The sequence below is a fragment of the Sphingomonas sp. J315 genome, assembly GCF_024666595.1.
In the GTDB taxonomy this organism is placed as follows: Bacteria; Pseudomonadota; Alphaproteobacteria; order Sphingomonadales; family Sphingomonadaceae; genus Sphingomonas.
The window spans coordinates 2,392,283-2,417,129 of sequence record NZ_CP088296.1; the positions used below are offsets into that span (position 1 = coordinate 2,392,283).

Consider the following 24,847-nt stretch of genomic DNA (forward strand, 5'->3'; position numbering starts at 1 on the left):
GGAATGCGCGCGTGGGGCAAGGGGGCTTGGCTAGGGCCAGCGCTTCGTTGCGTCGCAGTCGCTGTTCCCGGACCCGAAGCCGCGGTCGAGCGGCGTGGCGAGGTCAGTCACATCGCAGGGACCCGCGCTCTCACCCGGTGCCCGGACGTCCCACGAGCCCGAGCGCGGTGCAAAACCAGAGGGGCCGTAGGATAGGAGAATACGCAAAAGGTCGCCGCTGAGTTGCGCCGCCGGGTTGCCCGGATCGGGCAAATCATTGCTGGACATGGATGTGACCTGCCCGTTTCGCACGCGCTCGAGCTTCACCCAAGTGCCATCTGTACCGCCGGAATTTCTCCCGCTCCATCCGTCCAGTCTAGCGTCGAGTTCCTCCAGCAGATGGTGGGTTTCCCAAGGCGGTAGGAAGAACCGGGCCGTTGTCACCGTCCTGTCGAACTGATCGAACCGTCGAACATCTATGCGGCTCGGCCCGCAAATGCGCCCGACGCTGCTCTCTTTCGGCGGATCATCAGGGGTCACACAGCCCTTGGGAAGTCTGCGGAGCGAAAGATAATAGGCATATCGACCGAATGACGGGGCGATGAGCACCCGCAATCCTTCCTGCCCCACGCCCGCGAGCGTTTCGCCCCCGGATGCGCGTTCGGAGATCGCATGGGAACCGCTCAATGGTCCGTCAATTGTACCGCTTCGATGAGGGTCGCGATCACTGCATCCGGTCGCTGTTAGGGCTAGAGCAAAGATCGCGGCACGCATCATCCGATCCCCAAATCACCCGGCCCGAACGCATGCGGCAACAGGTCGCTCAGCCGATGCGCTTCATACGCCTCACCCTCCGCGCCCGCGCAATAGACGGCGAGGTCGCGGCCCCCCAACTGCGCCGCCTCGTTCAGCACCTGACGGCACCGCCCGCACGGGCGGATCGGGTCGCTGCCATGCGCCACGCCGTCGGTCATCATCCCGCCGATGATCCCCACCGCGACCACATCGCGCAGCCGCCCTTCGGCGTTCGCCTTCGCGGTCGCCACCGTCTCGGCGCAGAGCGACAGGCCGTAGCTCGCGTTCTCGAAATTGCACCCCGTCACGATGCTGCCATCGGTCATCAGCAGCGCGGCGCCGACTGCGAAGTTCGAATAGGGCGCGTGCGCGTTGCGCGCGGCCGCACGCGCGGCAGCGATCAGGCGGGGGGGCGTCGATGTCACTCATGGGGCGATCACATTCCAGTTCACGGGGCGCTCGGCCCCCTCGATGCGGCGGATGCGGCTGGCCTGCCACAACCGCCAGGGGCGGGCCGAATAGGCAGGCGGGAAGAACATGCCGGTGCTCCACAGCGGGCGGTCGATCGCGGCGCTGATCTGATACGCGTCCTCGAACTCGGGGGTGACGCGCAGGATCACCGGCTTGCCGCTATGCGTTTCCAGCGTCGCGGCGAGCTGGCGGATCTCGCCCAGCACCACGTCGCGCTCGGGCCGTGCGGGACAGTCGTCGCGCAACGACAGGTCGATCGCCACTGGCAGCGCATCGGCATCGCGCGGCACGGTCGCGGTGAAATTGCCCGCCTGATCGCTCGCCAGCTGGCACAGCGAATAGGCGTGGAGCGCGCCGCGCTTGATTCCGGCCTCGTAAATGCCGGCCCAATTCTCCGCGAATAATGCGTCGCGCACATCCGCGCCGACGGTCGCGCGAGCATAGGCGAAGTCGAGATCGCTGCCGCGTGCGGTGAACCAGTCGATCTTTCCCGCCTCGTCCGACACGTCGATGCCCTGCTGGGCATAATCGCTGCGCGGCGGCGCCCAGGCGATCGCCCACATCCACCCGCACACGCCGACCAGCGCCAGCGCGAGGATGATCCCGGCCCAGATGCGCAATACCTTCATGCCTTGATATGGAGAACGCAGATGAGGGTGAAAAGCCGCCGCGCGGTGGCGTGGTCGACCGCGATCTTGCCGTCGAGCCGGTCCATCAACAGCCGCGCCGCATCGTCATGGATGCCGCGCCGCGCCATGTCGATCGTCTCGATCTGCGCCGGGGTCGCGCTGCGGATCGCCTGGAAATAGCTGTCGCAGATCGCGAAATAGTCGCGGATCTGGCGACGGAACGCGGCGAGGCTGAGAATCAGCGTCTCGAGCGGCGTGTCGTCTTCGCGCTTGATGTCGAGCTGCAATCGCCCCTCGGGCACCGACAGCGCGATGCGGTACGGCCCGGCATAGCCATCGGGATAGCCGCGCTGGGGGACGAAGCGATTTTCCTCGATCAGGTCGAAGATCGCGATCCGCCGTTCCTGCTCGATATCCGCCGAGCGCCACAATATCGTGCGCTCGTCCAGCGTGACGTCGATGATCCGGGGATCGGCCATGCGCCGCATCTAGGGGGAGCCCGGCCTTTCGTCCACAGGATAAACAGGCTGTCGTGACTTGAGCCACGGCGACGGGAATGGGAAAGGGGACAGATGGCCACGCTAGCAACCCTCACCCCCGCCCCGGCGGATGCCGCCCCGCGCCTGCCCCAGAATGCGGAGGCGGAGGCGGCGTTGCTCGGCGCGATGATGATCGACAACCGCCTGGCCGACGACATCGTCGAAGTGCTGCAGGACCAGCATTTCTTCGAGCCGGTGCACGGCCGCATCTTCAAGGCGATCAAGACGCTGCGCAAGCAGGACATGCTTGCGACCCCGGTGACGCTGAAGCCGCTGTTCGAGAAGGACGAGGGCATGGCGAGCCTGGGCGGCCCCGCCTATCTCGCCCAGCTGACCGGGTCGGGTGCTGGTCTGATCGGCGCGCGCCAGTTCGCGCGCCAGATCTACGACCTCGCCTTGCTGCGCGAGCTGGTGACGGTCGGCCGCACGATGGTGGAGAAAGCACTCGACACCAGCGAGGACGTCAACCCGCGCGAACAGATCGACCGCGCCGAAGAGGCGCTGTTCAAGGTCGCGGCGGACGGCGGCACCGCCAACACCGTCAAATCGTTCAACGAAGCGACCAAGATTGCGCTCGAAAACGCCAAGCGCGCGCAAAGCGCGGGCGGTGGCGTCGCGGGCGTCACCACCGGGTTCGATTCGGTCAACAGCCGGATTGGCGGCCTGCACCACAGCGATCTCATCATCCTTGCCGGGCGACCCGGCATGGGCAAGACCTCGCTCGCCACAAACATCGCCTATAATGCCGCGCGCCGCTTGATGGACGATATCCGCCTCGGCATCAGTCCGAAGGAGTCGATCGGGGCCAAGGTCGCGTTCTTCAGCCTCGAAATGTCGGCGGACCAGCTGGCGCTGCGCATCCTGTCCGAACAGTCCAAAATCCCGTCCGAATCACTGCGCATGGGCAATATCAGCAAGTCCGAATTCGGCCAGCTGGCACAGGCGGCGGCGGACCTCGAACAGCTGCCGCTCTATATCGACGACACTGCCGGCCTGACGATCAGCGCGCTGCACAGCCGCGTTCGGCGGCTCCAGTCCAAGCATGACGGCGAACTGGGCCTCGTCATCATCGACTATCTCCAGCTGCTGACCGGAAGCGGCAACAACCGCGACGGCAACCGGGTGCAGGAAATCTCGGAAATCAGCCGCGGGTTGAAGACGCTGGCCAAGGACATCAACGTCCCCGTGATCGCGCTGTCGCAGCTCAGCCGCGCGGTCGAAAGCCGTGAGGACAAGCGCCCGATGCTGTCCGACCTGCGCGAATCCGGCTCGATCGAGCAGGACGCCGACATGGTGTGGTTCGTGTTCCGCGAGGATTACTACGTCGCCGCACGCGAACCCAAGCGCCCGCGTGAAGGCGACGATCCCAAGACGTTCGAGGATCACGCCAAATGGGCGCTCGACATGGAGCGCGTCTATGGCTTGGCCGAACTGATCATCGCCAAGCAGCGCCACGGCGCGACCGGCAAGACATTGCTGAAGTTCGAGCCGAGCTACACCAAGTTCAGCGACTATGCCGGCGACATGGTGGCCGAACCATATGAGTGAGCAAAGTCCCCCTCCCGCTTGCGGGAGGGGCTAGGGGAGGGCCTGTCCTCCAGGGGTGCGGCCAGATCGGACAGGCCCTCCCCCCCCCCTCCCACAAGTGGGAGGGGGGGATATCGTCGTCTCGATTGCCTCAGAAGACCGGCAGATCCGGGTCGCCGTCCGCGACCGGCGTATGGATGCCGCATTCGGTCTTGTCCCACCCGACCCAGCGGCCCGAGCGCGGGTCTTCGCCGGGCTTGACCTTGCTGGTGCATGGCGCGCAGCCGATCGACAGGTAGCCCTGTGCCTCAAGCGGATGGCGGGGCAGGTCGTGCGCAGCGAAATACGCCTCGATATCCGCCTTGGTCCAGTCGGCTAGCGGGTTGACCTTGAGCTTGCCCGCAGCATCGACCTCGAACCGGGGCAGGGCGTTGCGGGTGCTCGCCTGGAACGCCTTGCGCCCGGTGATGCTCGCGTCGAACCCGGCCATCGCGGCGTCGAGCGGGATCACCTTGCGGATCTCGCAGCAGCCATCGGGGTCATACGACCAGCGCAGCCCGCTCTCGTCCTTCTTCGCCAGCACCGCCGCATCGGGAGTCAGCACGCGCAGCCCGGTCAGCCCGAGCCGTTCGACCAGCGTGTCGCGATACGCCAGCGTCTCAGGGAAATGCTTGCCGGTGTCGAGGAACAGCACCGGCACCTTCGGGTCGATCGACGCGACCAGATGCAGCAGCGCCGCGCTCTCCGCACCGAAGGAGGACACCAGCGCGACATCGCCGACCATCTGTTCGGCCAGCACCGTGCGCAACATCTCCTGCGTCGACACGCCGCGGAACAGGTTGTTCAGCCGCAACGCGTCGCGCTCGGTGAAGGCCGGGCCGGTATCGATGCGGTCGATCTTGCGGGCGGTCACGCTAGCCATGCCGCCGTTTCCAGACCGGGACCGCCCCGTCCGCTGCCATCTGATAGACCGCGTCGTAGCGCGCGAGGCTCGCGGCGAGCACCGCTTCGTCCACCGGGGCCTCCGGCGCAAAGCTGTCGAAGCCGCAGCGGCGCATCAGCGGGATCTGGTCGACCAGCACATCGCCCTGCGCGCGCAGTTCGCCGGTATAGCCCGCCTCGCGCAGGATGCGCCCAGCCGAATAACCGCGCCCGTCGCGGAACTTGGGAAGCTCACCTCGACCAGCGACAGCCGGTCGAGATGCGGGATCAGCGCCCGCGCATCGTCGCTCGATTCGAGGCGGACGGCGGTCGCGTTGGACTGGCCGAGGAACGCGTCGAGCGTCACTGCCGGTTCGTCATGGGCATCATCGGTGCGATAGCGGATCACTTGTCCCCCTCCCGCTTGCGGGAGGGGCTAGGGAGGGCGTGTCCACGGGCGACGCACTCTCCACGACAGGCCCTCCCCCGACCCCTCCCGCAAGCGGGAGGGGAGCGAAGAAGGCGAGCGTCGGAGCCAGTTTACCCATAAATCGCCTCCTTGAACGGGGCCATGCCGATGCGGCGATAGGTGTCGAGGAAGCGTTCGCCCTCGGCACGCTCGCGCAGATAGACGTCGGTCGCGCGTTCGACCGCGTCGACGATGCCGTCCTCGCTGAACCCCGGCCCGGTGATCTGGCCAAGCGACACGTCCTCCGCGCCCGATCCGCCGAGCGACAGCTGGTAATTCTCGACGCCCTTCCGGTCGACGCCGAGGATGCCGATATGCCCGGCATGGTGGTGGCCGCAGGCGTTGATGCAGCCGCTGATCTTGAGCTTGAGTTCGCCCAGTTCGCGCTGCCGCCCGAGATCGGAAAAGCGCGTCGCGATCTTCTGCGCCACCGGGATCGAGCGGGCATTGGCGAGGCTGCAATAGTCCAGCCCCGGGCAGGCGATGATGTCGCTGATCAGGTCGAGATTGGCGTCGGCGAGCTCGGCTTCGACCAGCTTCTGCCACACCGCATAAAGGTCCGCCTTGCGGACATGCGGCAGCACGATGTTCTGCGCATGCGTGACGCGCAGCTCATCGAAGCTGTAGCGTTCGGCGAGGTCGGCCATCGCGTCGATCTGTGCCGAGGATGCGTCGCCGGGGATGCCGCCGACCGGCTTCAGGCTGATGTTGACGATGGCATAGCCGGGCGTCTTGTGCGCGGCGACATTCTGGTCGAGCCACACGGCGAAATCGGGATCGCTGCGGTCGATCTCATCCGACAGCCCGCTCTCGAACGCGGGATCGGCGAAATGCGCGGCGATCCGGTCGAACTCCGCGCGCGGCGGGTCGATGCCGAGCTTCTTGACCTCGATGAACTCCGCCGCGACCTCGTCACGGTATTTGTCGGCGCCGATCTCATGGACCAGGATCTTGATCCGCGCCTTGTACATATTGTCGCGGCGGCCATAGCGATTGTACACGCGCAGGCACGCTTCCATGTAGGACAGGAAGTCGTCGAACGGCACGAATTCGTTGATCAGCGGCGCGATCATCGGGGTGCGGCCCATGCCGCCGCCGACATAGACGGCAACGCCGTGCTGCCCGTCGCGCTCGACCACCTGCAGCCCGATATCGTGCAACCGCATCGCCGCGCGATCCTCGTCCGCCGCGATCACCGCGATCTTGAACTTGCGCGGCAGATAGCTGAATTCGGGGTGGAAGGTGCTCCACTGGCGCAGCAATTCGGCCCAGGGACGCGGATCGGTCAGCTCGTCCGCCGCCGCACCCGCCCATTGGTCGGACGAGATGTTGCGGATGCAATTGCCCGACGTCTGGATCGCATGCATCTCGACCGTCGCCAGATCGGCAAGGATGTCGGGCGCGTCCTCCAGCTTGATCCAGTTATACTGGATATTCTGGCGGGTGGTGAAATGGCCGTAGTCGCGGTCGTACTTGCGCGCGATATGGGCGAGCATCCGCATCTGGCGGCTGTCCATCGTGCCATAGGGCACGGCGACGCGCAGCATGTACGCGTGGAGCTGAAGATACAGGCCGTTCATCAGCCGCAGCGGCTTGAACTGGTCCTCGGTGATCTGGCCCGCAAGGCGGCGGTTCACCTGATCGCGAAACTCCTCGACGCGGGCCGCGACGATCGCGTGGTCATATTCGTCATATTTGTACATGTCAGATCACCCAGCTGCCGGCATTGGGGTCGGCGGGTTTGAGCGTCAGGTCCGGGCGGACGGTCGGGCCGAGCGCGCGGATGCGGTCCTTGATATGCGCGGGGCGCGGCCCCTCGGGCGTTTCGGTCGCGTCGATCACATAGGGGCCGTTGACCCGGCGCGCGCCTTCCTCGGCCTGCGCGATCGCCTCGCCCTGTTCGCCGACATCGACGGCGTCCTCGACATGGCGCGACCAGCCATTGCCGGTCCACCAGGTGACGTCGCCGGTGGCGAGATCGTTTCCGGTCAGCAGTTTCACAGGCCAAATCCATGCATGAGTTCGGCCTTCTTCGCCCAGTTGGCGAGCCTGTCTTCGGCGTCGGACAAAGCGACCACTTCGCCCACCACGATGATCGCCGGGCTCTGCACCTTCTCGCGCTCGACCATCGGGCCAAGGTCGGCGAGCAGGGTGCGGATCGCGCGGCTGCCCGGCAGCGTCGCGCGTTCGAGCACCGCGACCGGCATGTCCGGCGCAACGCCGTCGCCCATCAGCTTCTCGGCAATGTCGGGGCAGGTCGCGACGCCCATATAGATGACCAAGGTGCGGCCCTTGCCGGCAAGGCCGGACCAGTCCTGATCCTTCAGCCCCTTGCACTGGCCCGCGACGAAGCTGACCGCGCTCGACCAGTCGCGATGGGTGAGCGGCAGCATCGCTTCGGCCGCCGCGCCCAGCGCCGCGCTGACGCCCGGGATCACCTCGACAGGCAGACCCTCGGCGCGAACTGCCTCGACCTCTTCGCCGCCGCGGCCGAAGATGAACGGGTCGCCGCCCTTCAGCCGCACGACGATTGCGCCGGTCTTCACATGCGCAATGATCAGGGCGTTGATCCCCTCCTGCGGCACAGTGTGTTTGGAGCGTTTCTTGGCGACGCAGATGCGGTGCGCTTGCGGCGCGAGGTCGAGCACGCGCGGATCGACCAGCCCGTCATGGACGAGCACATCGGCGGTCTTGAGCGCCTCGACCGCGCGGACGGTCAGCAGGCCCGGATCGCCGGGGCCGGCACCGACCAGAATCACGCGCCCACGCGCCTGGGGATCGAGAAGGGAAACCATGACTGGCAGATGGGCCGATGTGACGTTACCGGCAACCGAGGGTTGCTTGGGCACGCGGAAGGCGAACTTTTGCGATGCCGAAGAACATGGTTCAGCCGTTTTTTCTCAATATGATAGGTGGCAGGATCGGAAAGGAGGCCGGATGATGGGACCATTTATCGACGTTCGGCGCTTCTCGACCGGCGGGCTGGGTGAGGTCGCGGCGCGTGAGGCGTGGTGCGATCGGGTCTCGACGCTCGGTCGCCTGTTTGAAACGACTCCCGAGGAACCCTTTGCCGTCGCCTCGACCGGATTCGCGCTCGGCGATCTCCAGCTCGGCTATTCGACGATTACCGCACAGCGCTGGGAGCGGAGCGCCGCGAGGGCGCGCCGCGACGGGGTCGACTGGTTGACGGTCAATGTCCGCGACTATGGTGCTGCGCAGGGCGATGCTGGCGGCAGCGGCTTTTCGGCATCAGGCACCAGCGCCATCCTGATCGACATGAGCCAGGCGTCCGACCATGTGTCTCAGGCATCAAAGACCGCGTTGCTGACCATCCCCCGCCCGATCGCGGAGGCGGTGCTCGGGCCGGTGCGCGAACTTCACGGAACGGTGATCTCGGCCGAGGGATCGGCGCTGCTGCGCGCGCATCTGCGGCAATTGTCGCACATGGCAGACCGGCTTCCGGTCAGCCAGGGCGGGCGGCTGGCAGGCGGCCTGGTCGATCTGGTCGCGGTTGCGCTCGCGATGGACGGGCGACCGGTGGTGCCCGGCGCGGATGCTGTCGATCGGGCGCTCCGCCAGCGTGCGCAGATGCTGATCGACGCCCGGCTCACCTCTGCCACGCTGACCGCCGCCACGCTTGCGAAGGCGCTCGGTATCTCGCGCTCAACCCTGTATCGGCTGTTTGCACAGGATGGCGGAGTCATGGCGCATATCCGCGACCGGCGTCTCGACCGCGCACATGCGCTGATCGGCGATGTGGCGACGGTCGCGTCGATCGCTGCCGTGGCGGAGCAACTGGGCTTTTGCGATGCCGCGCATTTCGGTCGGCTGTTCCGGGCGCGCTACGGAATCACGCCCGGCGAGTATCGCGCGATACGCCGCGCGCAGCGTTCGGCCTGAAAGCCGGAGCACTGCGCGCGACGTGGGCGCAGCTGCGCCCTCCCCCTCAAGGGTGCTCGATCAGTTCGGACCGCTGCCCGTCCGCCGTGCCGGACCGTCGGGATCCACCGCCCAGCGGCGGTTCGCACTGCGCACCATCGGCGTGCCGCACCGCGCACAGTTGGTGCGCCAGTCGGTCCCGTCATTCCATACCCGCTTCCTGACCCGGCGGTGACCGGCCAGCGTGCAGATCCATCCCAACATTGTGCGGAAACTCCCTGGCGGACCTTCTAGCAAGCCGGACAGGGGGAGCGGCAGGGGCAGGTCTGGGACGGGCGTTCCACCGGCTGGTACGGAGGGTTCAGCGCGCCACCGGCTCGCCGATCGTCGCCAGCGTGCGGGCATGTTCCGCGACCAGTGCGCGGGTCGATGCGTCGCTGTCATAGACGCCGTACCAGCCCTGTGGCTCATGTGGCGGATCGCCGAGCAGCGGGTCGCCATGGCGATAGCGATGGTCGCCATGCGCCGCGCGTCCCGCCCCGTTCCACGCCCAGAAATTGCTCCCCTGAACCGGCCCGCCGGTGCGGACGCTATCCTCGACCGCGGCGAACACCTGCCGATAATATCGGTCGCGATAGACTGTCGTCGCCTCGGCGGCGTAGCCCGCGTCGCGCGGATAGCCGAATTCCTCGATCACCAGCGGCTTGCCGATCTGGCTGGCGAGCGCGCGGTGCTGGTCGAGATACTCCCGCACCTTCGCCTCGCCCGCCGCTGCCGTCCTGGCCAGGTCGCGCGCATCGATCCAGCTCCAGTTGAGCGGCCAGATATGCGCCGTCGCATAGTCGATCTCGGGGATCGCATGGCTGATGCGATAGATGTCGCCACTCTCGACCGTGCCCTTCAGCCCCTCGCTCCCGGTCGAGACGAGATGGTTGGGATCGATCGACTTGATGAGGCGCGCCGTGTCGCGAATCCAGCTGTAGAAACTCGCCAGCTTCGGCGCGGCATCCTCCGGCGTCCCGCCGGGGCGCGGCTCGTTGCACAGCTGCCAGGCCATGATTGTCGGGTCGTCGCGATAGGGCAAGCCGGTAACGCCATTGGTCCGCCCGACGATCGCGCCGACCCAGTCATGGTACAGCTTCACCGCGTTGCGATTGCCGTAGAAGCGCGACGCGGCGTTGGCGAAGGCGGGCCAGGGATGCGCCGGATCGCCCATGTCGATGTAGCTGCCTGTATCGTACCACAGGTAGCTGCTCATCCCCCCGGACCATTCCCAGAAATTGGTGAGGTAGAGCACCGCCTTCATGCCGCGCTTGCCCAGTTCGGCGAGCGCCCAGTCGAGCCCGTCGAGCAAGGCCGGGTTCCAGTCCGATCCCTTGCCGCGAAAGCCGGGCTTCACCGAGTTCTTGAGCGGCCCCTCCTCCGCCCCGGCGAGGATGCGCAAATTGGTCACCCCGCTCGCCGCCAGCGCGTCGAGTTCGCGGGCGAGGCGCGGGCGGTCGTTCGCGCCGAGCCAGGCCCCGTACCAGATGTTCGCGCCGACAAAGCGATAGGGCTTTCCGCCGAGCACGAAGCGCGTGCCGCTGCGGCGGACGAACGGACCCGGCGGCGCGGCGCGGGCGGGCAGGGCGGTCGCGGCGGCAAGCCCGGCGGCTCCGGCCAGAATCCCGCGTCGGCTGGTCATCCCGCTCTCCCTGTTCTCAGCCCTCGCGCAACCCGATCCCGATCGACACCCGCGCCTGTTCCGATTCCGACGACACCACGGGATAGGCGCAGTAATCGGCGGCATAGAAGGCGCTGGGGCGGTGGTTGCCCGACCAGCCGATCCCGCCGAACGGCGCCGCGGAGCTGGCCCCATTGGTCGGCTTGTTCCAGTTGACGATGCCGGCGCGGATATTGGCCCAGAACTGGTCGTACAGCTTGGGGTTCTGGCTCACCAGCGACGCGGACAGGCCGTATCGCGTATTGTTCGCCTCGGCGATGGCTTCCTCGAATGTCTTCGCGCGGATCACCTGAAGGATCGGACCGAACAGCTCGACATCGGGCTTTTCCTTGGCGTCGGTCATGTCGATCATCGCCGGGGTGACGAACGGACGCCCCGGAATCGGCCGCTCCATATGGCGCAGCGGCTTGCCGCCGAGGAAGGTGAGCTCGAGGAAGCTCTCGGTCAGCAGGTCGGCGGTGTCGTTGTCGATCACCGGCCCCATGAACGGCGCGGGGTCGGCATGCGGCTCGCCGATGATCAGGCGGCCGATCAGCTTGTTGACCTCCCCCACCAGCGGCTCGAACAGCGTTTCGTCGACGATCAGGCGGCGCGCGGCGGTGCAGCGCTGCCCCGCGCTGGTGAAGGCGGACTGCACCACCAGCACCGCTGCCGAATAGAGGTCGGGCGTATCCCAGACGATGATCGGGTTGTTGCCGCCCATCTCCAGCGCCAGGATCTTCTCGGGCTTGGACGCGAATGCGCGGTTGAGCGCGATGCCCGTCCGCGCCGAGCCGGTGAACAGCAGCCCGTCGATCCCGTCATGGCTGGCCAGCGCCTTGCCCTCGTCCGGCCCGCCGATCAGCAGCCGGATACACCCTTCGGGCACCCCCGCAGCATGGAAGCATTCGACCAGGAACGCGCCGGTCGCCGGAGTCTTTTCCGACGGCTTGAACACCACCGCATTGCCCGCGAGCAGCGCCGGGACGATATGCCCGTTGGGCAGGTGCGCCGGGAAATTATACGGGCCGAGCACCGCCAGCACGCCATGCGGCTTGTGCCGCAGCGCGAGGCGCGTGTTCATCGCCGCGTCGATCCGCCGCTGTCCGGTGCGTTCGGAGAATGCGGTGATCGAGATATCGACCTTGGCGATCACCGTCTCTACCTCGGTCCGCGCTTCCCACAATGGCTTGCCGGTCTCGCGCGCGATCAGGTCGGTAAAGGCGTCGCTCTTCTGCCGCACGACATTGGCGAAGCGGCGCAGCGCTTCGATCCGGTAGGCGAGCGGGCGCGCGGCCCATTCGGCCCAGCTTGCGCGGGCCTTGGCCACTTCTGCATCGACATCGCCGCTCATTCGCCGCCACAGGACGGCGCCGGTGGCGGGTTCGGTCGAAATGATTTCCGTTCCCGGCATTCAGTCTTTCTTCGGTCTAGAGCCCCCGCGGATAATGCCCGTCTAGCATTAATGTTGCGCGATGCCACCTCACCAGTAACGACCCCCCCGCGTCCAGCGCCTCCCCCATCGCGCGGATCGCCGCGATCTTGGCATGGAACGGCCCCCAATCGTCGTCGCGGTCGATCGCGGCCCAGATCGCCTCGACCTCGTCGATCAGCATCGAACAGGGTTCCCCCGCGAAATAAGGATGCGAGCGCCCCTCCGGGATCGGGTCATATTCGGCCAGAACGCCACGCACCGCGTCCCATTCCGCGCCATAGCTTTCGGGAAGCACCCCGCCATAGGCATCGAAGAAGAAGCGGTCGATTCCATGCCCCGTCGCCATCAGCGCGCGCTCGACCGCTCCCTTGAGCCGCCAGCCGAGCTCGGTGTCGTCCTTGCGGTCGCGCGTCAGGATGCCCAGCCGGCGTTGCAGCGGGTCCTGATAGAATAGCCGGTAATAGGTCTCGAACTCCTCCAGCTTGGCAATCAGCGGCGGCGCCTCGCTGATGATGCGCAACGACACCGCGAGCTGCGCGACATTCCACAAGATCGCATCGGGCTGGCGGCCGAACGCATAGAGCCCGGCATGGTCGAAATAGGCGGCGGTGAATCCGGGGTCGAATGTCGGCGCGAACCGCCACGGGCCATAGTCGAAACTCTCGCCCATCACGTTGATATTGTCGGTGTTGAGCACGCCATGGACGAACCCCGCGACCATATAGCTCGCGGCAAGGCTCGCGACCCGCGCAACCACCAGGCCAAAGAATTGCGCGACCGGGTCCTCGTCCCTCTCGACGGAAATCATCTCGTCGAGGCACCAGTCGACCAGCCGCCGCATATTCTCGGTGTCGTTATGATAGGCGAGCCGCTGGAACGTGCCGATGCGGATCTGCCCGAGGCTCATCCGCACCAGCACTGCGGAGCGGGTGGGGGGACGGCTCGTCATTGCGCTCCAGCGCCTCGCCGGTCTCGATCAGCGAAAAGCTGCGCGACGTCTTGACCCCCAGCGCCTCGAGCATCTCGGTCGCTAGCACTTCGCGCACCCCGCCCTTCAGCGTCAGCCGCCCGTCGCCGAACCGGCTCCACGGCGTCTGGCCCGACCCCTTGGTGCCCAATTCCATCAGGTCGAACCGGTCATGGCTGCGCATCTGGGCAAAGGTGAAGCCGCGCCCGTCGCCAAGGTCCGGATTGTACACCCGGAACTGATGGCCATGGTATCGCATCGCCAGCGGCTGGGGCAAATTGCCCGGCAGCGGCTCGAATCGCCCGAAATGCGCGATCCACTGATCGTCGCTCAGCGGGTCCAGCCCCACCTCCGCCGCCGCGCGGTCGTTGCGAAAGCGCAGGATCGTTTGCGGAAAATCCGCCGCCGCGACGGGATCATAGAATGCGTCGCCCAGTTTCAGCACCGCCGGGTCGGGCTTGTACCAGGGCAATTGCGGCGCTTGCGGGAAATCGACCATGCGGCGATATGGGGCGCGATGGCGACCGCGCGCAACCTGCCCAACTATGTCGACGGCTATTGGTGGTCGGGGGACGGGTTGCGGCTGCACTATCGCGACTATCCGGGCCGGGCCGATCGCCCACCGCTGATCTGCATCCCCGGCCTGACCCGCAATGCGCGCGATTACGAGAAGCTGGCCGAGCGGCTGGCAGGTGAATGGCGGGTGATCGCGGTCGAACTGCGCGGGCGTGGCGAGAGCGGCTATGCCAAGGACCCGATGAGCTATGTCCCGCTCACCTATCTCCAGGATCTGGAGGCATTGGTCGCGGAGCTGAAGCTCGACCGCTTCGTCGCGGTCGGCACGTCATTGGGCGGCATCCTCACGATGCTGATGGCCTCGACCCATCCCGAACGGATCGCGGGCGCGGTGCTCAACGATGTCGGGCCGGAGATCGATCCCGCAGGGCTGGGGCGCATCCGCGGCTATGTCGGCAAATCGACCTGGCACCCGACCTGGATGCACGCCGCCCGTGCGGTCGCCGAAGCCAACGCGCATGTCTATCCGCATTGGGACATCACCCAATGGCTCGACATGGCCAAGCGGCTCCACCGCCTGACCAGCGCGGGGCGGATCGTGCTCGACTATGACATGAAGATCGCCGAACCCTTCCGCGTCCCCGGCAACGAAGCCGGGCCCGACATGTGGCGCGCATTCGACGGGCTGGCCGACAAACCCCTGCTGATCGTGCGCGGCGGCACCTCGGATATCCTGCCCGCCGCAGTAGCGGAGCGGATGCATGCGCAGGTCGCGGGCAGCGAACTGGTGACGATCCCGGACACCGGCCACACCCCGACGCTGGACGAACCCGAAGCAGCGGCGGCGATCGACCGGCTGCTGGCGCGAGTAAGCTAGAGGCAAACCCCACTACTTCTTAGCCCTCTCCCGCGAATGGGACAGGGCTAAGAGGGGCATACTTCGGGGCTGATCGCCCGTAACATCTTCCAATGTTGGATTTATTCTGATCTACCCTTGGGGTGGACACGATCCGACTCCCCCAGCCGCAGAACACCCCGCCTGACACTGTCGCGTCCCCGTCGCGCCGCTGTCACTCCCATGTCGCGCCTCGATCCAGAACCCGTCGCCTCCCGGTCGCGTCGCAGTCGCTTCCGCCTAAAGCCCCCGCATTTACGTCAGCTTCGTCGGACACCCCGGTTGACACCGTCCCGGAAATCAGGACTGCAAAGGCCCGATGCTGAACATCCTCCACCTCCACTCCAGCTTCGACCTGGGCGGCAAGGAAGCCCGCGCCGTCCGGCTGATGAACGCCTTTGGCGACCGGGCGAAGCATGTCATCGTTTCCGGGGTCGACGGCGCGCTGAGCGCCCGCGACGCGATTGCGAAGGGCATCCGCTACGAAATCGCGCAGAACCCGCCGCCGCTGACCGGCAAGCCCTCGGTCGCCCGCTATGAGGCGATTGCGAAGTTCATGGCGCGCTTCGACCTCGTCCTCACCTATAATTGGGGCGCGATCGACGGGGTGATGGCGCGGCGCGTGTTCGGCAAGAACATGCCGCCGGTGATCCATCACGAAGATGGCTTCAATTCCGATGAGGCGTTCCGCCTCAACCGGATGCGCAACATGTACCGCCGCATCGCGCTGACCGCGGCGCATGGGGTGGTTGTGCCCTCGCACACCTTGCAGAGCATTGCCTACCATGTGTGGAAACAGCCAGTGGCGCGCATCCATCGCATTTCCAACGGCATCGATGTCGCTGCCTATGGCCGCAAGCCCGATCCCAAAGCGATTCCGGGCTTTAAGCGCCTGCCCGGCCATGTCGTGGTCGGCACGCTGGCCGGGCTTCGGCCGGTCAAGGATCTGCCGATGCTGGTCCGCGCGGTCGGGGGTACGAAGACCAAGACGCAGCTCGTGATTGTGGGCGAAGGGCCGGACCGCGAGGCGATCGAGGATACGATCGCCAACATGGGGATGGAAAAGCAGGTGCTGCTCCCCGGCTTCCTGCCCGATCCGCACAAATATATGGGCCTGTTCGACATCTTCGCGCTCTCGTCGAAGAGCGAGCAACAGCCGATCGCGGTGATGGAGGCGATGGCGGCGGGGCTGCCGATCGCATCGACCCCGGTCGGTGACGTTGCCAAGATGATCGATCCCGAAAATGTGTCGACGATCAGCAAGGACTGGAACCCGGTCCATCTGCGCGACCGGATCGAGGTGCTGGCCGCGCATCCCGACGCGCGCCGCACCGTGGGCAAGGCGAACCAGGCGCGGGCGCGTGCGTTGTTCGACGAAAAGACGATGATCGCGGCCTATGCAAAGCTATATTCGGAGGCCGCTGGTCGGCCGGGCGCGCTGGGGTGATTCCCCTCGCTAAAATCAAGGATCGCCGCTAAACGTAGCGCGAAATTTTCTGGAGGATGTCGTTGTTCAAGGGTTTGAAGCCGATCGTCTATAACGGCCGCGAAGTCTGGCCGCTGGTAGAGGGCGGCAAGGGCGTCGCAGCAACCAACCACGCCTCGGCAGGGGCCTGGGCCGCAGCCGGCGGCATCGGTACGGTCAGCGCGGTCAACGCCGACAGCTATGACGCCGAAGGCAAGATCATTCCCCAGATCTACAAGGCGCTGACCCGGCGCGAGCGGCACGAGGAACTGATTGCCTTCGCGATCGAAGGCGCGGTGCAGCAGGTCAAGCGCGCGTTCGAGATTTCGGACGGCAAGGGCGCGATCAACATCAACGTCCTGTGGGAAATGGGCGGCGCGCAGCGCGTGCTGCACGGCGTGCTGGAACGGACCCGCGGCATGGTCGCCGGCGTCACCTGTGGCGCGGGCATGCCGTACAAGCTCAGCGAAATCGCCTCGTCCTACGGCGTCAATTACCTGCCAATCGTGTCGTCGGGCCGTGCCTTCCGCGCGCTGTGGAAGCGCGCCTATTCCAAGGCGGCGGAATGGCTGGCGGCGGTGGTCTATGAAGACCCCTGGCTTGCCGGCGGCCATAACGGCCTGTCGAACGCCGAAGACCCGCGCGCGCCGCAGGATCCCTATCCGCGCGTCAAGGAACTGCGCGAAGTCATGCGTGAAGGGGGGTATTCCGGACAGCGTGCCGATCGTGATGGCCGGCGGCGTCTGGTATCTGCGCGACTGGAACGACTGGATCGACAATCCTGAGCTGGGCCAGATCGTTTTCCAGTTCGGCACCCGCCCGCTGCTGACCAAGGAAAGCCCGATCCCCGAAGGGTGGAAGGCAAAGCTGATGGAGATCGAGGAGGGCGACGTGCTCCTCCACCGCTTCTCGCCGACCGGCTTCTATTCCTCCGCAGTGCGCAACCCGTTCCTGCGCAATCTCGAAGCGCGGTCGGAGCGCCAGATCCCCTATTCGACCGAGCAGGCGGGCGATCACACCTTCCAGCTCGACGCCGGGGTGAAGGGCAAGAATTTCTGGGTAACGCGCAACGACCTGCTGCGCGCCCGCGAATGGGTGGGACTGGGCTTTACCGACGCGCTCAAGACGCCCGACAATACGCTGATCTTCGTCGATACGACCGAAAAGCAGCTGATTCGCAAGGATCAGGCCGATTGCATGGGCTGTCTCAGCCAGTGCAGCTTCTCGAGCTGGGCGGACACCGAAACCAACTCGACCGGCCGCCTCGCCGATCCGCGCAGCTTCTGCATCCAGAAGACGCTGCAGGACATCGCCCATGGTGGCCCGACCGACGAGAATCTGATGTTCGCGGGCCATGCCGCGTATAATTTCAAGCGCGACCCCTTCTACTCCAACGGCTTCGTGCCGACAGTGAAGCAGCTGGTCGACCGCATCCTGACCGGCGACTGATCCAGGCGGCGCGCGGCCAACCGCGCGCCGCCTTTTCCCGAATCAAGCATCGCTTGTTCGCTTCGGCATCGCGCGTTTCTATAATTCAGGGATGAAGCGTGCCCTGATCGTCCGCCACGTACCCTTTGAAGGGATTGCCGGCTTCCGCGAGCCGGTCGAGGCGGCGGGGTATGAGCTGGAGCGGATCGACGTCACCGATCCGGATTTTTCGCGCACCGATTTCAACACCCCCGACCTGCTGATCCTGATGGGCGGGCCGATGGGGGTGTATGAGCGCGACGCGAACCCCTGGATCGACTGCGAAATCGACAGGCTGGCGAGTCGAGTCTCGCTGGGTCTGCCGACATTGGGCGTCTGCCTTGGCGCGCAGATGATCGCAGCCGCGATGGGAGAGAAGGTCCATGCCGGGCCGGTCAAGGAAGTTGGCTTCGCCCCGGTCGCGCTGCACGATGTGGGGGCCGATTCGCCGCTGCGACATGTCGCCGACGTGCCGGTGCTGCACTGGCATGGCGACACCTTCCCGCTGCCCGAGCGGGTCGAGCTGCTCGCTTCGACCGACGCCTATCGCCATCAGGCATTCCGGCGCGGGCCAGAAATTCTCGCGCTGCAGTTTCACGCCGAAATGGGCGAGGACCCGCGCTTCGACCAGTGGCTCGACGGCGCGGACGATTATGTCGGGCAAGCCGGGCTGACGGTTGCCGAACTGCGCGCCCAGCATGACCGCCACGGCGCATTTGCAGTGACCGCAGGCCGGGCGATGATCGCGGAGTGGCTGCGGGGGCTCTAGCCGAGCTGCCGTTTGATCGCGGTGTCGGTCGCCTTGCCATAAGGCGGCTTGAGACCGCCGAGCTTGGCGACGTCGAGCTTCGATTGTTTGAACACCGACTTGGCGTGGCTGAAGGTGCGAAAGCCCGGCTCGCCATGATAGGCGCCCATGCCTGACGGTCCGATCCCGCCGAACGGCAATTCCTCCATCGAGACATGGAAGATCGTGTCGTCGAGGCTGACTCCGCCCGAGATCGTCCGGTCGAGCACGCGACGACGCTCGCTCTCGTCGCTGCCGAAGTAATAGAGCGCGAGCGGGCGGTCGCGCCGGTTCACCTCGGCAATCGCGCCGTCGATGCTGTCATATTTGCGGACGGGGAGGATCGGACCGAAAATCTCCTCCTGCATCACGATCATGTCGTCGGTCGGGTTGCGGACGATGTGGAGCGGGAGCTTGCGGCTGTTCGAAGCGGCGAAGTCCTCGCCCGCCGGGTTCACCTCGATCACCTCCGCGCCCTTGTCGCGCGCGTCTGCAATGGCGGCGGTCAGGCGGGCATAATGCCGGTCGTTGACGACCGAGGTGTAATCGGGGTTGGCCAGCAGGCTGGGGTACATCGCCGAAGCCGCCGCGACGATCCCGTCGACTGCTGCTGCCTCCTGCTCCGCAGCGACCATCAGATAGTCGGGCGCGATGCAGATTTGACCCGCGTTGAGCATCTTGCCCATCGCCACCCGTTCGGTCGCCTGTGACAGATTGGCGGAGCGGCCGAGGATCGCGGGCGACTTGCCACCCAACTCCAGCGTCACCGGGGTCAGATTATCGGCGGCGGCGTGGAGGATGTGGCGGCCGATTGCGGTCGCTCCGGTGAACAGCAGATGGTCGAACGGCAGCGCCGCGAAGTCCTTGCCCACCTCCGGGCCGCCGCTGACGAACGCCAGCTCGGTCGGGTCGAAATAGCGCGGGGCCAGTTCCTCGAACAACGCCGCGGTCACGGGCGTGAACTCGCTGGTCTTGACCATCGCGCGGTTGCCGGCGGCGAACACGCCGGCGAGCGGGCTCATCACCAGATTGACCGGGAAATTCCACGGCGAGATGATCCCCACCACGCCCTTGGGCTGATACTCGACCCAGGCCTTTGCGCCGAGCAGGCCGAGCGGGAACATCACCGGCTTCTTCTCGCGCCGCGCCCAGCGGTCGAGCGACTTGCGCGCATGATCGAGCGGGGAGACCGATGCGGCGATGTCGGTGATCATCGATTGCTGGCGGCTGCGATGGCCGAAATCCTCGCTCAGCGCGTCGCAGAAGCGTGGCGCATTGTCGCGGACCAGCGCGGCGGCGCGCTTCAGCCGATCCTTGCGCACGTCCAGCCCGACCGGCAGCTCCGCCATGAACGCCGCCCGCTGGGCATCGAGAATCGCGCGCATCGTCACACTCCAACCGAATAGAGCCACGCCGGGAATGCGGCGATCGCGAGCAATGTGCCGAGTGGAAGCCGACTCGTCATCCCGATTTCGCGTCCCGAGAGTTTCATGGCGAGCGCGACGGCGAGCCCGGTGACGCTTGCGCCGAGCAGAACGGGGGCGAGCATCGACGCGCCGAGCCACAGGCCGATCGCCCCGAACAGCTTGGGGTCGCCCCCGCCCAGTCCCTCGCGACCCCGGACATGGCGGTAGGTGAAGGCGACGAGGTAGAGCAGCCCGAAACCGATCAGCCCGCCGAGGATGCGGTCGATCCAGCCGGGCGCGAAGAAGATGCCGTCGGCGATTCCCGCGACCGCAAGCGCTGCGGTCAGCACATTGGGCAGCCAGAAGGCGGCGAGGTCGAGTGCGGCGAGTGCGAGCAGCAGCCAGCCGAACACTGCCCCGGCGACCCCCTCCCAACCCGGCGCTACCAGGCCAGCCGCGATGCCGATTGCCAGCCCTGCTGCCTCCGTTGCGGGATGCGCCGCATGGATCGGATTGCCGCATGCCCGACACCGGCCGCGCTGGACCACCCAACTGAAGAGTGGAATCAGCTCATGCGCGGCCAGTGCCTTGTTGCACCCATCGCATGCCGACCGCCCGCGCATCGCGCTACGTCCCTGTGGCCAGCGCAGCGCGACGGTCGCGATGAAGCTGCCGAAAACGAGTCCGAGGATACCGAGGAGGAGGGGCCAGGCCCAGTCAGCCATCGGCCTTTTTCCGGATCAGGTAGCGATAGACGCCGAAGATATTGATCCCGAACAGCACCAGATTCTGCGACAACAGCGGCGTTTCACCCTCGATCAGCGCGCCGCTGATCCACGCGATGCTCGACGCGACGAACAGCGCGAAACCCCATCCGGTCACGCGCCGGCCATTGTCGAGGCTGACCATGAACGCCGCGACGATGCCGCTGATCGAGGCGAACCATTTGAGGATGTCGAGCAGTTCCATCGTCGCTCCCTTTTGCATTTGCGAAGGCACGCGCCTAGATCGCCCGAAACGAAACTCCTGGAGAGGCCAACATGTCCACCGACCCCGTCGTCATCGTCTCTTACGCCCGCACCCCGATGGGCAGCATGCAGGGCGCGCTGGCCGATGTGACTGCCACTGAGCTGGGCGCGACTGCGGTCGGCGCGGCGGTCGAGCGTGCGGGCCTCAAGGGCGAGGCGATCGAGCGCATCTATATGGGCTGCGTGCTGCCCGCTGGCCTGGGACAGGCCCCCGCGCGCCAGGCGGCGATCCGGGCGGGGCTGCCGCAGCATATCGAGGCGACGACGGTCAACAAGATGTGCGGATCGGGGATGCAGGCGGCGATCATGGCGTCGGACGCACTGGCGGCGGGATCGGCGGACCTGATCATCGCGGGCGGGCTGGAGAGCATGACCAATGCGCCCTACCTCTCGCTCAAGCACCGCAACGGCGCGCGGATCGGGCATGATCGGCTGTACGATCACATGTTCCTCGATGGCCTCGAAGACGCCTATGAGCCGGGCCGCGCGATGGGCACCTATGCGGAGGAGATCGCGACCGAATATCAGTTCACGCGCGAGGCGCAGGACGCCTATGCCATCGCCAGCCTGACCCGCGCGCAGACGGCGCAGGGTTCGGGCGCGTTCGATCGCGAGATCGTGTCCGTAGAGGTCAAGACGCGCAAGGGCGTGGTCACCGTCGCGCTCGACGAACAGCCCGCCAAGGGCGACCCCGCCAAGATCCCGACGCTCAAGCCCGCCTTTGCCAAGGACGGCACGGTGACTGCCGCCAATGCCTCGTCGATTTCGGACGGGGCAGCGGCGCTGGTGATGACCCGCGCGTCGGTCGCCGAGCGGCTGGGCCTGACGCCGGTCGCGCGCCTCGTCGCCCATGCCGGCCACGCGCACGCCCCCGCGCGTTTCACCACGGCTCCGGTCAATGCGATGCAAAAGGCGCTGGCCAAGGCGGGCTGGGGAATCGGCGATGTCGACCTGTTCGAGGTGAATGAGGCGTTCGCGGTGGTCGCGATGATCGCGATGCGCGACCTGGGCATCCCGCACGATGTGCTCAACATCAATGGCGGCGCGTGCGCGATGGGTCACCCGATCGGCGCAAGCGGCGCGCGGATCATGGCGACACTCATCGCCGCGCTGCAGAATAATGGCCAGCGGCGCGGCGTCGCGTCGCTGTGCATCGGCGGCGGCGAGGCGACCGCTGTGGCGCTGGAACTGATCGACTGAAGGCACGCGACGCGACCGGTGCGGAGCGCCGGTCGTGGTCAGCGATGGTCAGGAAATTGGATGCCCCGTGTGGATTCGAACCACAATTAACGGAGTCAGAGTCCGTGGTCTTACCATTAGACGACAGGGCATCACGCTCGGAGGGCGCGCATTTATGCGGGCTTGCGGCGCGGGTCAATAGGTAACGTCACGGGGTTCCCTGAGCGCCGCTTGCTTGCCCCAAGTCGTTGCGCTAGCTTGGCTGCCAAGCACCGGCGGCCCCTTTCGGCCGTGACGGAAGAACATAAGTGAGTAGGTACATGGGGGATGGCTCCGCCAGGATGCCGCGCCCGCCGGCCAAGAAACCGGCCCGCCCGGCCCCAAGTCCGGCCTCGAATCCGGGCCAGAATGGCGGTCGCGCGCGCTGGCCGGAGGCGCGCCACTACGCCGCGCTGGATCTGGGCACCAATAATTGCCGGTTGCTGATCGCCCGCCCGACCGGGGGTGGCTTTACCGTGGTCGATGCCTTTTCACGGATCGTCCGGCTGGGCGAGGGACTGGCGTCGAGCGGACGGCTGTCGGACGCCGCGATTGAGCGGACGATCGCGGCATTGCGCATTTGCGCTGACAAGCTGCGCCGTCGCAACGTCGCTTTGTCCCGATCGGTGGCGACCGAGGCGTGCCGTCAGGCGGCGAACGGCCCTGAATTCATCCAGCGCGTCTATCGCGAGACCGGAATCGTGCTCGACATCATCACCGCGGAGGAAGAGGCGCGGCTGGCTGTGCTGGGCTGTCATGCCTTGCTTGAGCCGGGTGATGGTCTTGCGCTGGTGTTCGACATTGGCGGTGGATCGACCGAGTTGGTGGTCGTCGATTCGACGGGTGAGCGTCCGCGCATCCTCGACTGGCATAGCGCGCCCTGGGGGGTGGTATCCCTTACCGAAGCGCGGGGCATTACCGGGGATCACGATGCCGAAACCCGCATCGCCGCCTATGCGCGGATGCGCGCGGCGGTAGAGGAGGCGTTTGCTCCCTTTGTCGCGCGCCTTCCGACGATTCGCGGCACCCCACGGCTGCTTGGAACCAGCGGAACGGTAACGACGCTGGCGAGCGTGCATCTCGGCCTGCCGTCCTATGATCGCAACGCAGTGGACGGTCTGATTGTGCCGGCGGCTTCGATGCGCGCAGTCAGTCAGCGCGTTGCGGAGCTTGACCTTGCCGGCCGGTCGGCGATTCCCTGCATCGGGGCGGAGCGCGCTGACCTGGTAGTCGCGGGCTGTGCGATTTTGGAGACGATCATGGACATCTGGCCCGCCGAACGGCTCGGCATCGCCGATCGCGGCATTCGCGAGGGCATCTTGCGCCGCCTGATCGACGGACGCACGCTGTGAGCCGGGGGGCAGTCGTGGTCACACGCGCGTGCGCACTGCACGCGGGCGGACCACCCAGTCGGTTCGCTGGCTCGAACGCCAGCTCAACGACCCCTATGTCAAGCGCGCCAAGGCGGAAGGGTATCGCAGCCGAGCGGCGTACAAGCTGATCGAACTCGACGAGAAATTCGACATGCTCAAGGGCGCAAAGCGGGTCGTCGATCTCGGCATCGCGCCGGGCGGCTGGGCGCAGGTGATTCGCCGCAAGCTGCCCAAGGCCGCAGTGGTCGGTATCGACCTGTTGCCGGTCGATCCGATCGAGGGCGTCACCATCTTCCAGATGGACTTCACGGACGATGCCGCACCGGATCTGCTGGTCGAGGCCCTGGGCGGTGCGCCCGACCTCGTCATGTCGGACATGGCGGCGAACACGGTCGGTCATGCCCAGACCGATGCGCTGCGCACCATGGGACTGGTCGAGACCGCGCTCGACTTCGCGATCCGCAATCTCGTGCCGGGCGGGGTGTTCGTCTCCAAGGTGTTCGCTGGTGGCGCGGACAGCGCGCTGGTTGCGGAGATGAAGCGCAACTTCGCGAGCGTGAAGCACGCCAAGCCGCCGTCGAGCCGCAAGGGATCGGTCGAGTGGTTCGTGGTAGCGCAGGGGTTCAAGGGGCGGCCTATGGCTTCGGATGACGCCGAAACTTGAAGCGCCGACCCCCTGAACGCCGTTTGCCCTGATGATGATGGTCGCCAAAGCTCCCAGCTTTGGCTGGAACGTCCGGGGGACGTTCCACCTGATCATTGTCGAAGGGCCGCTAGTCTGCGCTTCGGTGCTTCGGTGCTTCGACAAGCTCAGCACAAACGGACGCGAGTATCAGGGCACTTCTTCGCCCGGGTCGGTGCCCCAGACGCGGTTCTGTTCGACATAGCCGCCGCGCCCGCGGACATCGAGCCAGCACCACCCCCGCCGACATTTGCTGATCTTACCCACCACGCCGGGTGCAGCGCGCCAGTTGACCCGTGCGCCGAAGCGGGGTTCGTCGCGCATCTCCAGTACCGATCCGACGACGATCGCGGTACGCTGGCTTGAAAGAAGCGAGACGAGCATCCAGCCCTGGGTGCCGTCCGGGTCCTCGACCTTGCGCCAATCATTATACACCTCGATCACCTTGATCGGCAGATCGGCGCGGACATAGAGCCAGCTGGAGGGGTAGTTGCGTCCCGGCCCGGTGCGCATCCGCGCCTTGCCAGCCGCGATCGACGCGAAATAGGGCGGTTTACGCTGCTGCGCCCAGGCATCGCCGATCGCGCACACGCCGAGCGCGAGCGTCACCAGCGCCGCCAGAACCACACGCAACTGCATCGAATCCCCCAAAGTTCGGATTGAAACGATCTTAGAGGGCGCGATGCGTCCGCATCAA

23 protein-coding genes, 1 tRNA gene and 3 pseudogenes are annotated in these 24,847 nt (G+C 66.3%); 9 read left to right on the plus strand and 18 right to left on the minus strand.

Annotated features, from left to right (window positions below):
* Positions 1-30: 30 nt before the first annotated feature.
* From LRS08_RS12230 to LRS08_RS12245, 4 genes are read right to left on the minus strand one after another with little or no spacing between them, the layout of a single operon-like run.
* Positions 31-756: a hypothetical protein gene (locus tag LRS08_RS12230; protein ID WP_260480771.1), complete on the minus strand. Its 726-nt coding sequence runs from the start codon at positions 754-756 to the stop codon at positions 31-33.
* Positions 753-1,199: a cytidine deaminase gene (locus tag LRS08_RS12235; protein ID WP_260480772.1), complete on the minus strand. Its 447-nt coding sequence runs from the start codon at positions 1,197-1,199 to the stop codon at positions 753-755. The genes LRS08_RS12230 and LRS08_RS12235 overlap by 4 nt, the downstream gene beginning before the upstream one ends.
* Positions 1,200-1,874, minus strand: coding sequence for a GH25 family lysozyme (locus LRS08_RS12240; RefSeq protein ID WP_257843428.1), 675 nt, complete (start codon positions 1,872-1,874; stop codon positions 1,200-1,202).
* Entirely contained in the window at positions 1,871-2,353 is a 483-nt protein-coding gene (locus LRS08_RS12245) for a UPF0262 family protein (protein WP_257843427.1), read from the minus strand. The genes LRS08_RS12240 and LRS08_RS12245 overlap by 4 nt, the downstream gene beginning before the upstream one ends.
* 93 nt (positions 2,354-2,446) lie before the next feature.
* On the opposite strand from LRS08_RS12245, the gene LRS08_RS12250 reads away from it, so the two are divergent.
* Positions 2,447-3,961, plus strand: a complete 1,515-nt coding sequence (locus LRS08_RS12250) for a replicative DNA helicase (RefSeq protein WP_257843426.1) — start codon at positions 2,447-2,449, stop codon at positions 3,959-3,961.
* 130 nt (positions 3,962-4,091) lie between these two features.
* Here LRS08_RS12250 and LRS08_RS12255 read toward each other — a convergent pair whose 3' ends face one another.
* The 5 genes and pseudogenes from LRS08_RS12255 to cobA form a co-directional block, all read right to left on the minus strand.
* The gene (locus LRS08_RS12255) at positions 4,092-4,862 is read right to left on the minus strand and encodes a phosphoadenylyl-sulfate reductase (RefSeq protein WP_257843425.1); all 771 of its coding nucleotides are present in this window, start codon (positions 4,860-4,862) and stop codon (positions 4,092-4,094) included.
* A pseudogene (locus LRS08_RS12260) lies at positions 4,855-5,270 on the minus strand (DUF934 domain-containing protein). The gene LRS08_RS12255 and the pseudogene LRS08_RS12260 overlap by 8 nt, the downstream one beginning before the upstream one ends.
* 131 nt (positions 5,271-5,401) lie before the next feature.
* Positions 5,402-7,033, minus strand: a complete 1,632-nt coding sequence (locus LRS08_RS12265) for a nitrite/sulfite reductase (protein WP_257843423.1) — start codon at positions 7,031-7,033, stop codon at positions 5,402-5,404.
* Position 7,034: 1 nt separating this feature from the next.
* Positions 7,035-7,331 (minus strand): DUF2849 domain-containing protein, encoded by a 297-nt coding sequence (locus LRS08_RS12270; RefSeq protein ID WP_257843422.1) that lies wholly within the window; start codon positions 7,329-7,331, stop codon positions 7,035-7,037.
* Positions 7,328-8,125: a uroporphyrinogen-III C-methyltransferase gene (gene cobA / locus LRS08_RS12275; protein ID WP_257843421.1), complete on the minus strand. Its 798-nt coding sequence runs from the start codon at positions 8,123-8,125 to the stop codon at positions 7,328-7,330. Before cobA ends, LRS08_RS12270 begins: the two co-directional genes overlap by 4 nt.
* A 142-nt stretch (positions 8,126-8,267) precedes the next feature.
* Between cobA and LRS08_RS12280 the strand changes: the two genes are divergently transcribed.
* Positions 8,268-9,230, plus strand: a complete 963-nt coding sequence (locus LRS08_RS12280; RefSeq protein ID WP_257843419.1) for a helix-turn-helix domain-containing protein — start codon at positions 8,268-8,270, stop codon at positions 9,228-9,230.
* Between the two features lie 60 nt (positions 9,231-9,290).
* On the opposite strand, the gene LRS08_RS12285 is transcribed toward LRS08_RS12280, so the two are convergent.
* From LRS08_RS12285 to LRS08_RS12300, 4 genes and pseudogenes are all read right to left on the minus strand, one after another.
* Positions 9,291-9,473: a hypothetical protein gene (locus LRS08_RS12285; protein WP_257843418.1), complete on the minus strand. Its 183-nt coding sequence runs from the start codon at positions 9,471-9,473 to the stop codon at positions 9,291-9,293.
* A 97-nt stretch (positions 9,474-9,570) separates the two neighbouring features.
* Positions 9,571-10,893: a glycoside hydrolase 5 family protein gene (locus LRS08_RS12290; protein WP_260480773.1), complete on the minus strand. Its 1,323-nt coding sequence runs from the start codon at positions 10,891-10,893 to the stop codon at positions 9,571-9,573.
* A 16-nt stretch (positions 10,894-10,909) separates the two neighbouring features.
* A complete protein-coding gene (gene astD, locus LRS08_RS12295; RefSeq protein ID WP_257843414.1) occupies positions 10,910-12,325 on the minus strand; it encodes a succinylglutamate-semialdehyde dehydrogenase in 1,416 nt (471 codons plus the stop codon).
* 16 nt (positions 12,326-12,341) lie between these two features.
* Positions 12,342-13,812: pseudogene (locus LRS08_RS12300) on the minus strand (protein adenylyltransferase SelO family protein).
* Positions 13,813-13,848: 36 nt separating this feature from the next.
* On the opposite strand from LRS08_RS12300, the gene LRS08_RS12305 reads away from it, so the two are divergent.
* The 4 genes and pseudogenes from LRS08_RS12305 (at position 13,849) to LRS08_RS12320 (ending at position 18,425) form a co-directional block, all read left to right on the plus strand.
* Complete coding sequence (locus tag LRS08_RS12305; RefSeq protein ID WP_260481678.1) at positions 13,849-14,706, plus strand: alpha/beta fold hydrolase; 858 nt, start codon at positions 13,849-13,851, stop codon at positions 14,704-14,706.
* Between the two features lie 337 nt (positions 14,707-15,043).
* A complete protein-coding gene (locus LRS08_RS12310) occupies positions 15,044-16,171 on the plus strand; it encodes a glycosyltransferase (RefSeq protein WP_257843413.1) in 1,128 nt (375 codons plus the stop codon).
* Positions 16,172-16,233: 62 nt separating this feature from the next.
* Positions 16,234-17,638 (plus strand): annotated as a pseudogene (locus LRS08_RS12315) (NAD(P)H-dependent flavin oxidoreductase).
* A 91-nt stretch (positions 17,639-17,729) separates the two neighbouring features.
* Positions 17,730-18,425 carry a glutamine amidotransferase gene (locus LRS08_RS12320; RefSeq protein ID WP_257843412.1) on the plus strand — a complete coding sequence of 232 codons (696 nt, stop codon included), beginning with the start codon at positions 17,730-17,732 and terminating at the stop codon, positions 18,423-18,425.
* Here LRS08_RS12320 and LRS08_RS12325 read toward each other — a convergent pair.
* Genes LRS08_RS12325 through LRS08_RS12335 form a run of 3 tightly spaced genes read right to left on the minus strand, consistent with a single transcriptional unit; the run spans position 18,422 to position 20,818 of the window.
* Positions 18,422-19,828: a coniferyl aldehyde dehydrogenase gene (locus LRS08_RS12325; protein ID WP_257843411.1), complete on the minus strand. Its 1,407-nt coding sequence runs from the start codon at positions 19,826-19,828 to the stop codon at positions 18,422-18,424. The two genes, LRS08_RS12320 and LRS08_RS12325, sit on opposite strands and share 4 nt — an antisense overlap.
* Positions 19,829-19,830: 2 nt before the next feature.
* The gene (locus LRS08_RS12330) at positions 19,831-20,574 is read right to left on the minus strand and encodes a prepilin peptidase (RefSeq protein WP_257843410.1); all 744 of its coding nucleotides are present in this window, start codon (positions 20,572-20,574) and stop codon (positions 19,831-19,833) included.
* Positions 20,567-20,818 carry a hypothetical protein gene (locus LRS08_RS12335; protein ID WP_257843409.1) on the minus strand — a complete coding sequence of 84 codons (252 nt, stop codon included), beginning with the start codon at positions 20,816-20,818 and terminating at the stop codon, positions 20,567-20,569. Before LRS08_RS12335 ends, LRS08_RS12330 begins: the two co-directional genes overlap by 8 nt.
* A gap of 71 nt (positions 20,819-20,889) precedes the next feature.
* Between LRS08_RS12335 and LRS08_RS12340 the strand changes: the two genes are divergently transcribed.
* Positions 20,890-22,077 (plus strand): acetyl-CoA C-acyltransferase, encoded by a 1,188-nt coding sequence (locus LRS08_RS12340; RefSeq protein WP_257843408.1) that lies wholly within the window; start codon positions 20,890-20,892, stop codon positions 22,075-22,077.
* A gap of 57 nt (positions 22,078-22,134) precedes the next feature.
* On the opposite strand, the gene LRS08_RS12345 is transcribed toward LRS08_RS12340, so the two are convergent.
* A tRNA-Gln gene (locus LRS08_RS12345) sits at positions 22,135-22,208 on the minus strand.
* 168 nt (positions 22,209-22,376) lie between these two features.
* Between LRS08_RS12345 and LRS08_RS12350 the strand changes: the two genes are divergently transcribed.
* Together LRS08_RS12350 and LRS08_RS12355 are read left to right on the plus strand one after the other, a co-directional pair.
* The gene (locus LRS08_RS12350) at positions 22,377-23,447 is read left to right on the plus strand and encodes a Ppx/GppA phosphatase family protein (RefSeq protein WP_409456253.1); all 1,071 of its coding nucleotides are present in this window, start codon (positions 22,377-22,379) and stop codon (positions 23,445-23,447) included.
* 28 nt (positions 23,448-23,475) lie between these two features.
* Positions 23,476-24,132: an RlmE family RNA methyltransferase gene (locus LRS08_RS12355; RefSeq protein ID WP_257843407.1), complete on the plus strand. Its 657-nt coding sequence runs from the start codon at positions 23,476-23,478 to the stop codon at positions 24,130-24,132.
* A 168-nt stretch (positions 24,133-24,300) separates the two neighbouring features.
* Here LRS08_RS12355 and LRS08_RS12360 read toward each other — a convergent pair whose 3' ends face one another.
* Positions 24,301-24,789 (minus strand): SH3 domain-containing protein, encoded by a 489-nt coding sequence (locus tag LRS08_RS12360; protein WP_257843406.1) that lies wholly within the window; start codon positions 24,787-24,789, stop codon positions 24,301-24,303.
* Positions 24,790-24,847 lie beyond the last annotated feature (58 nt).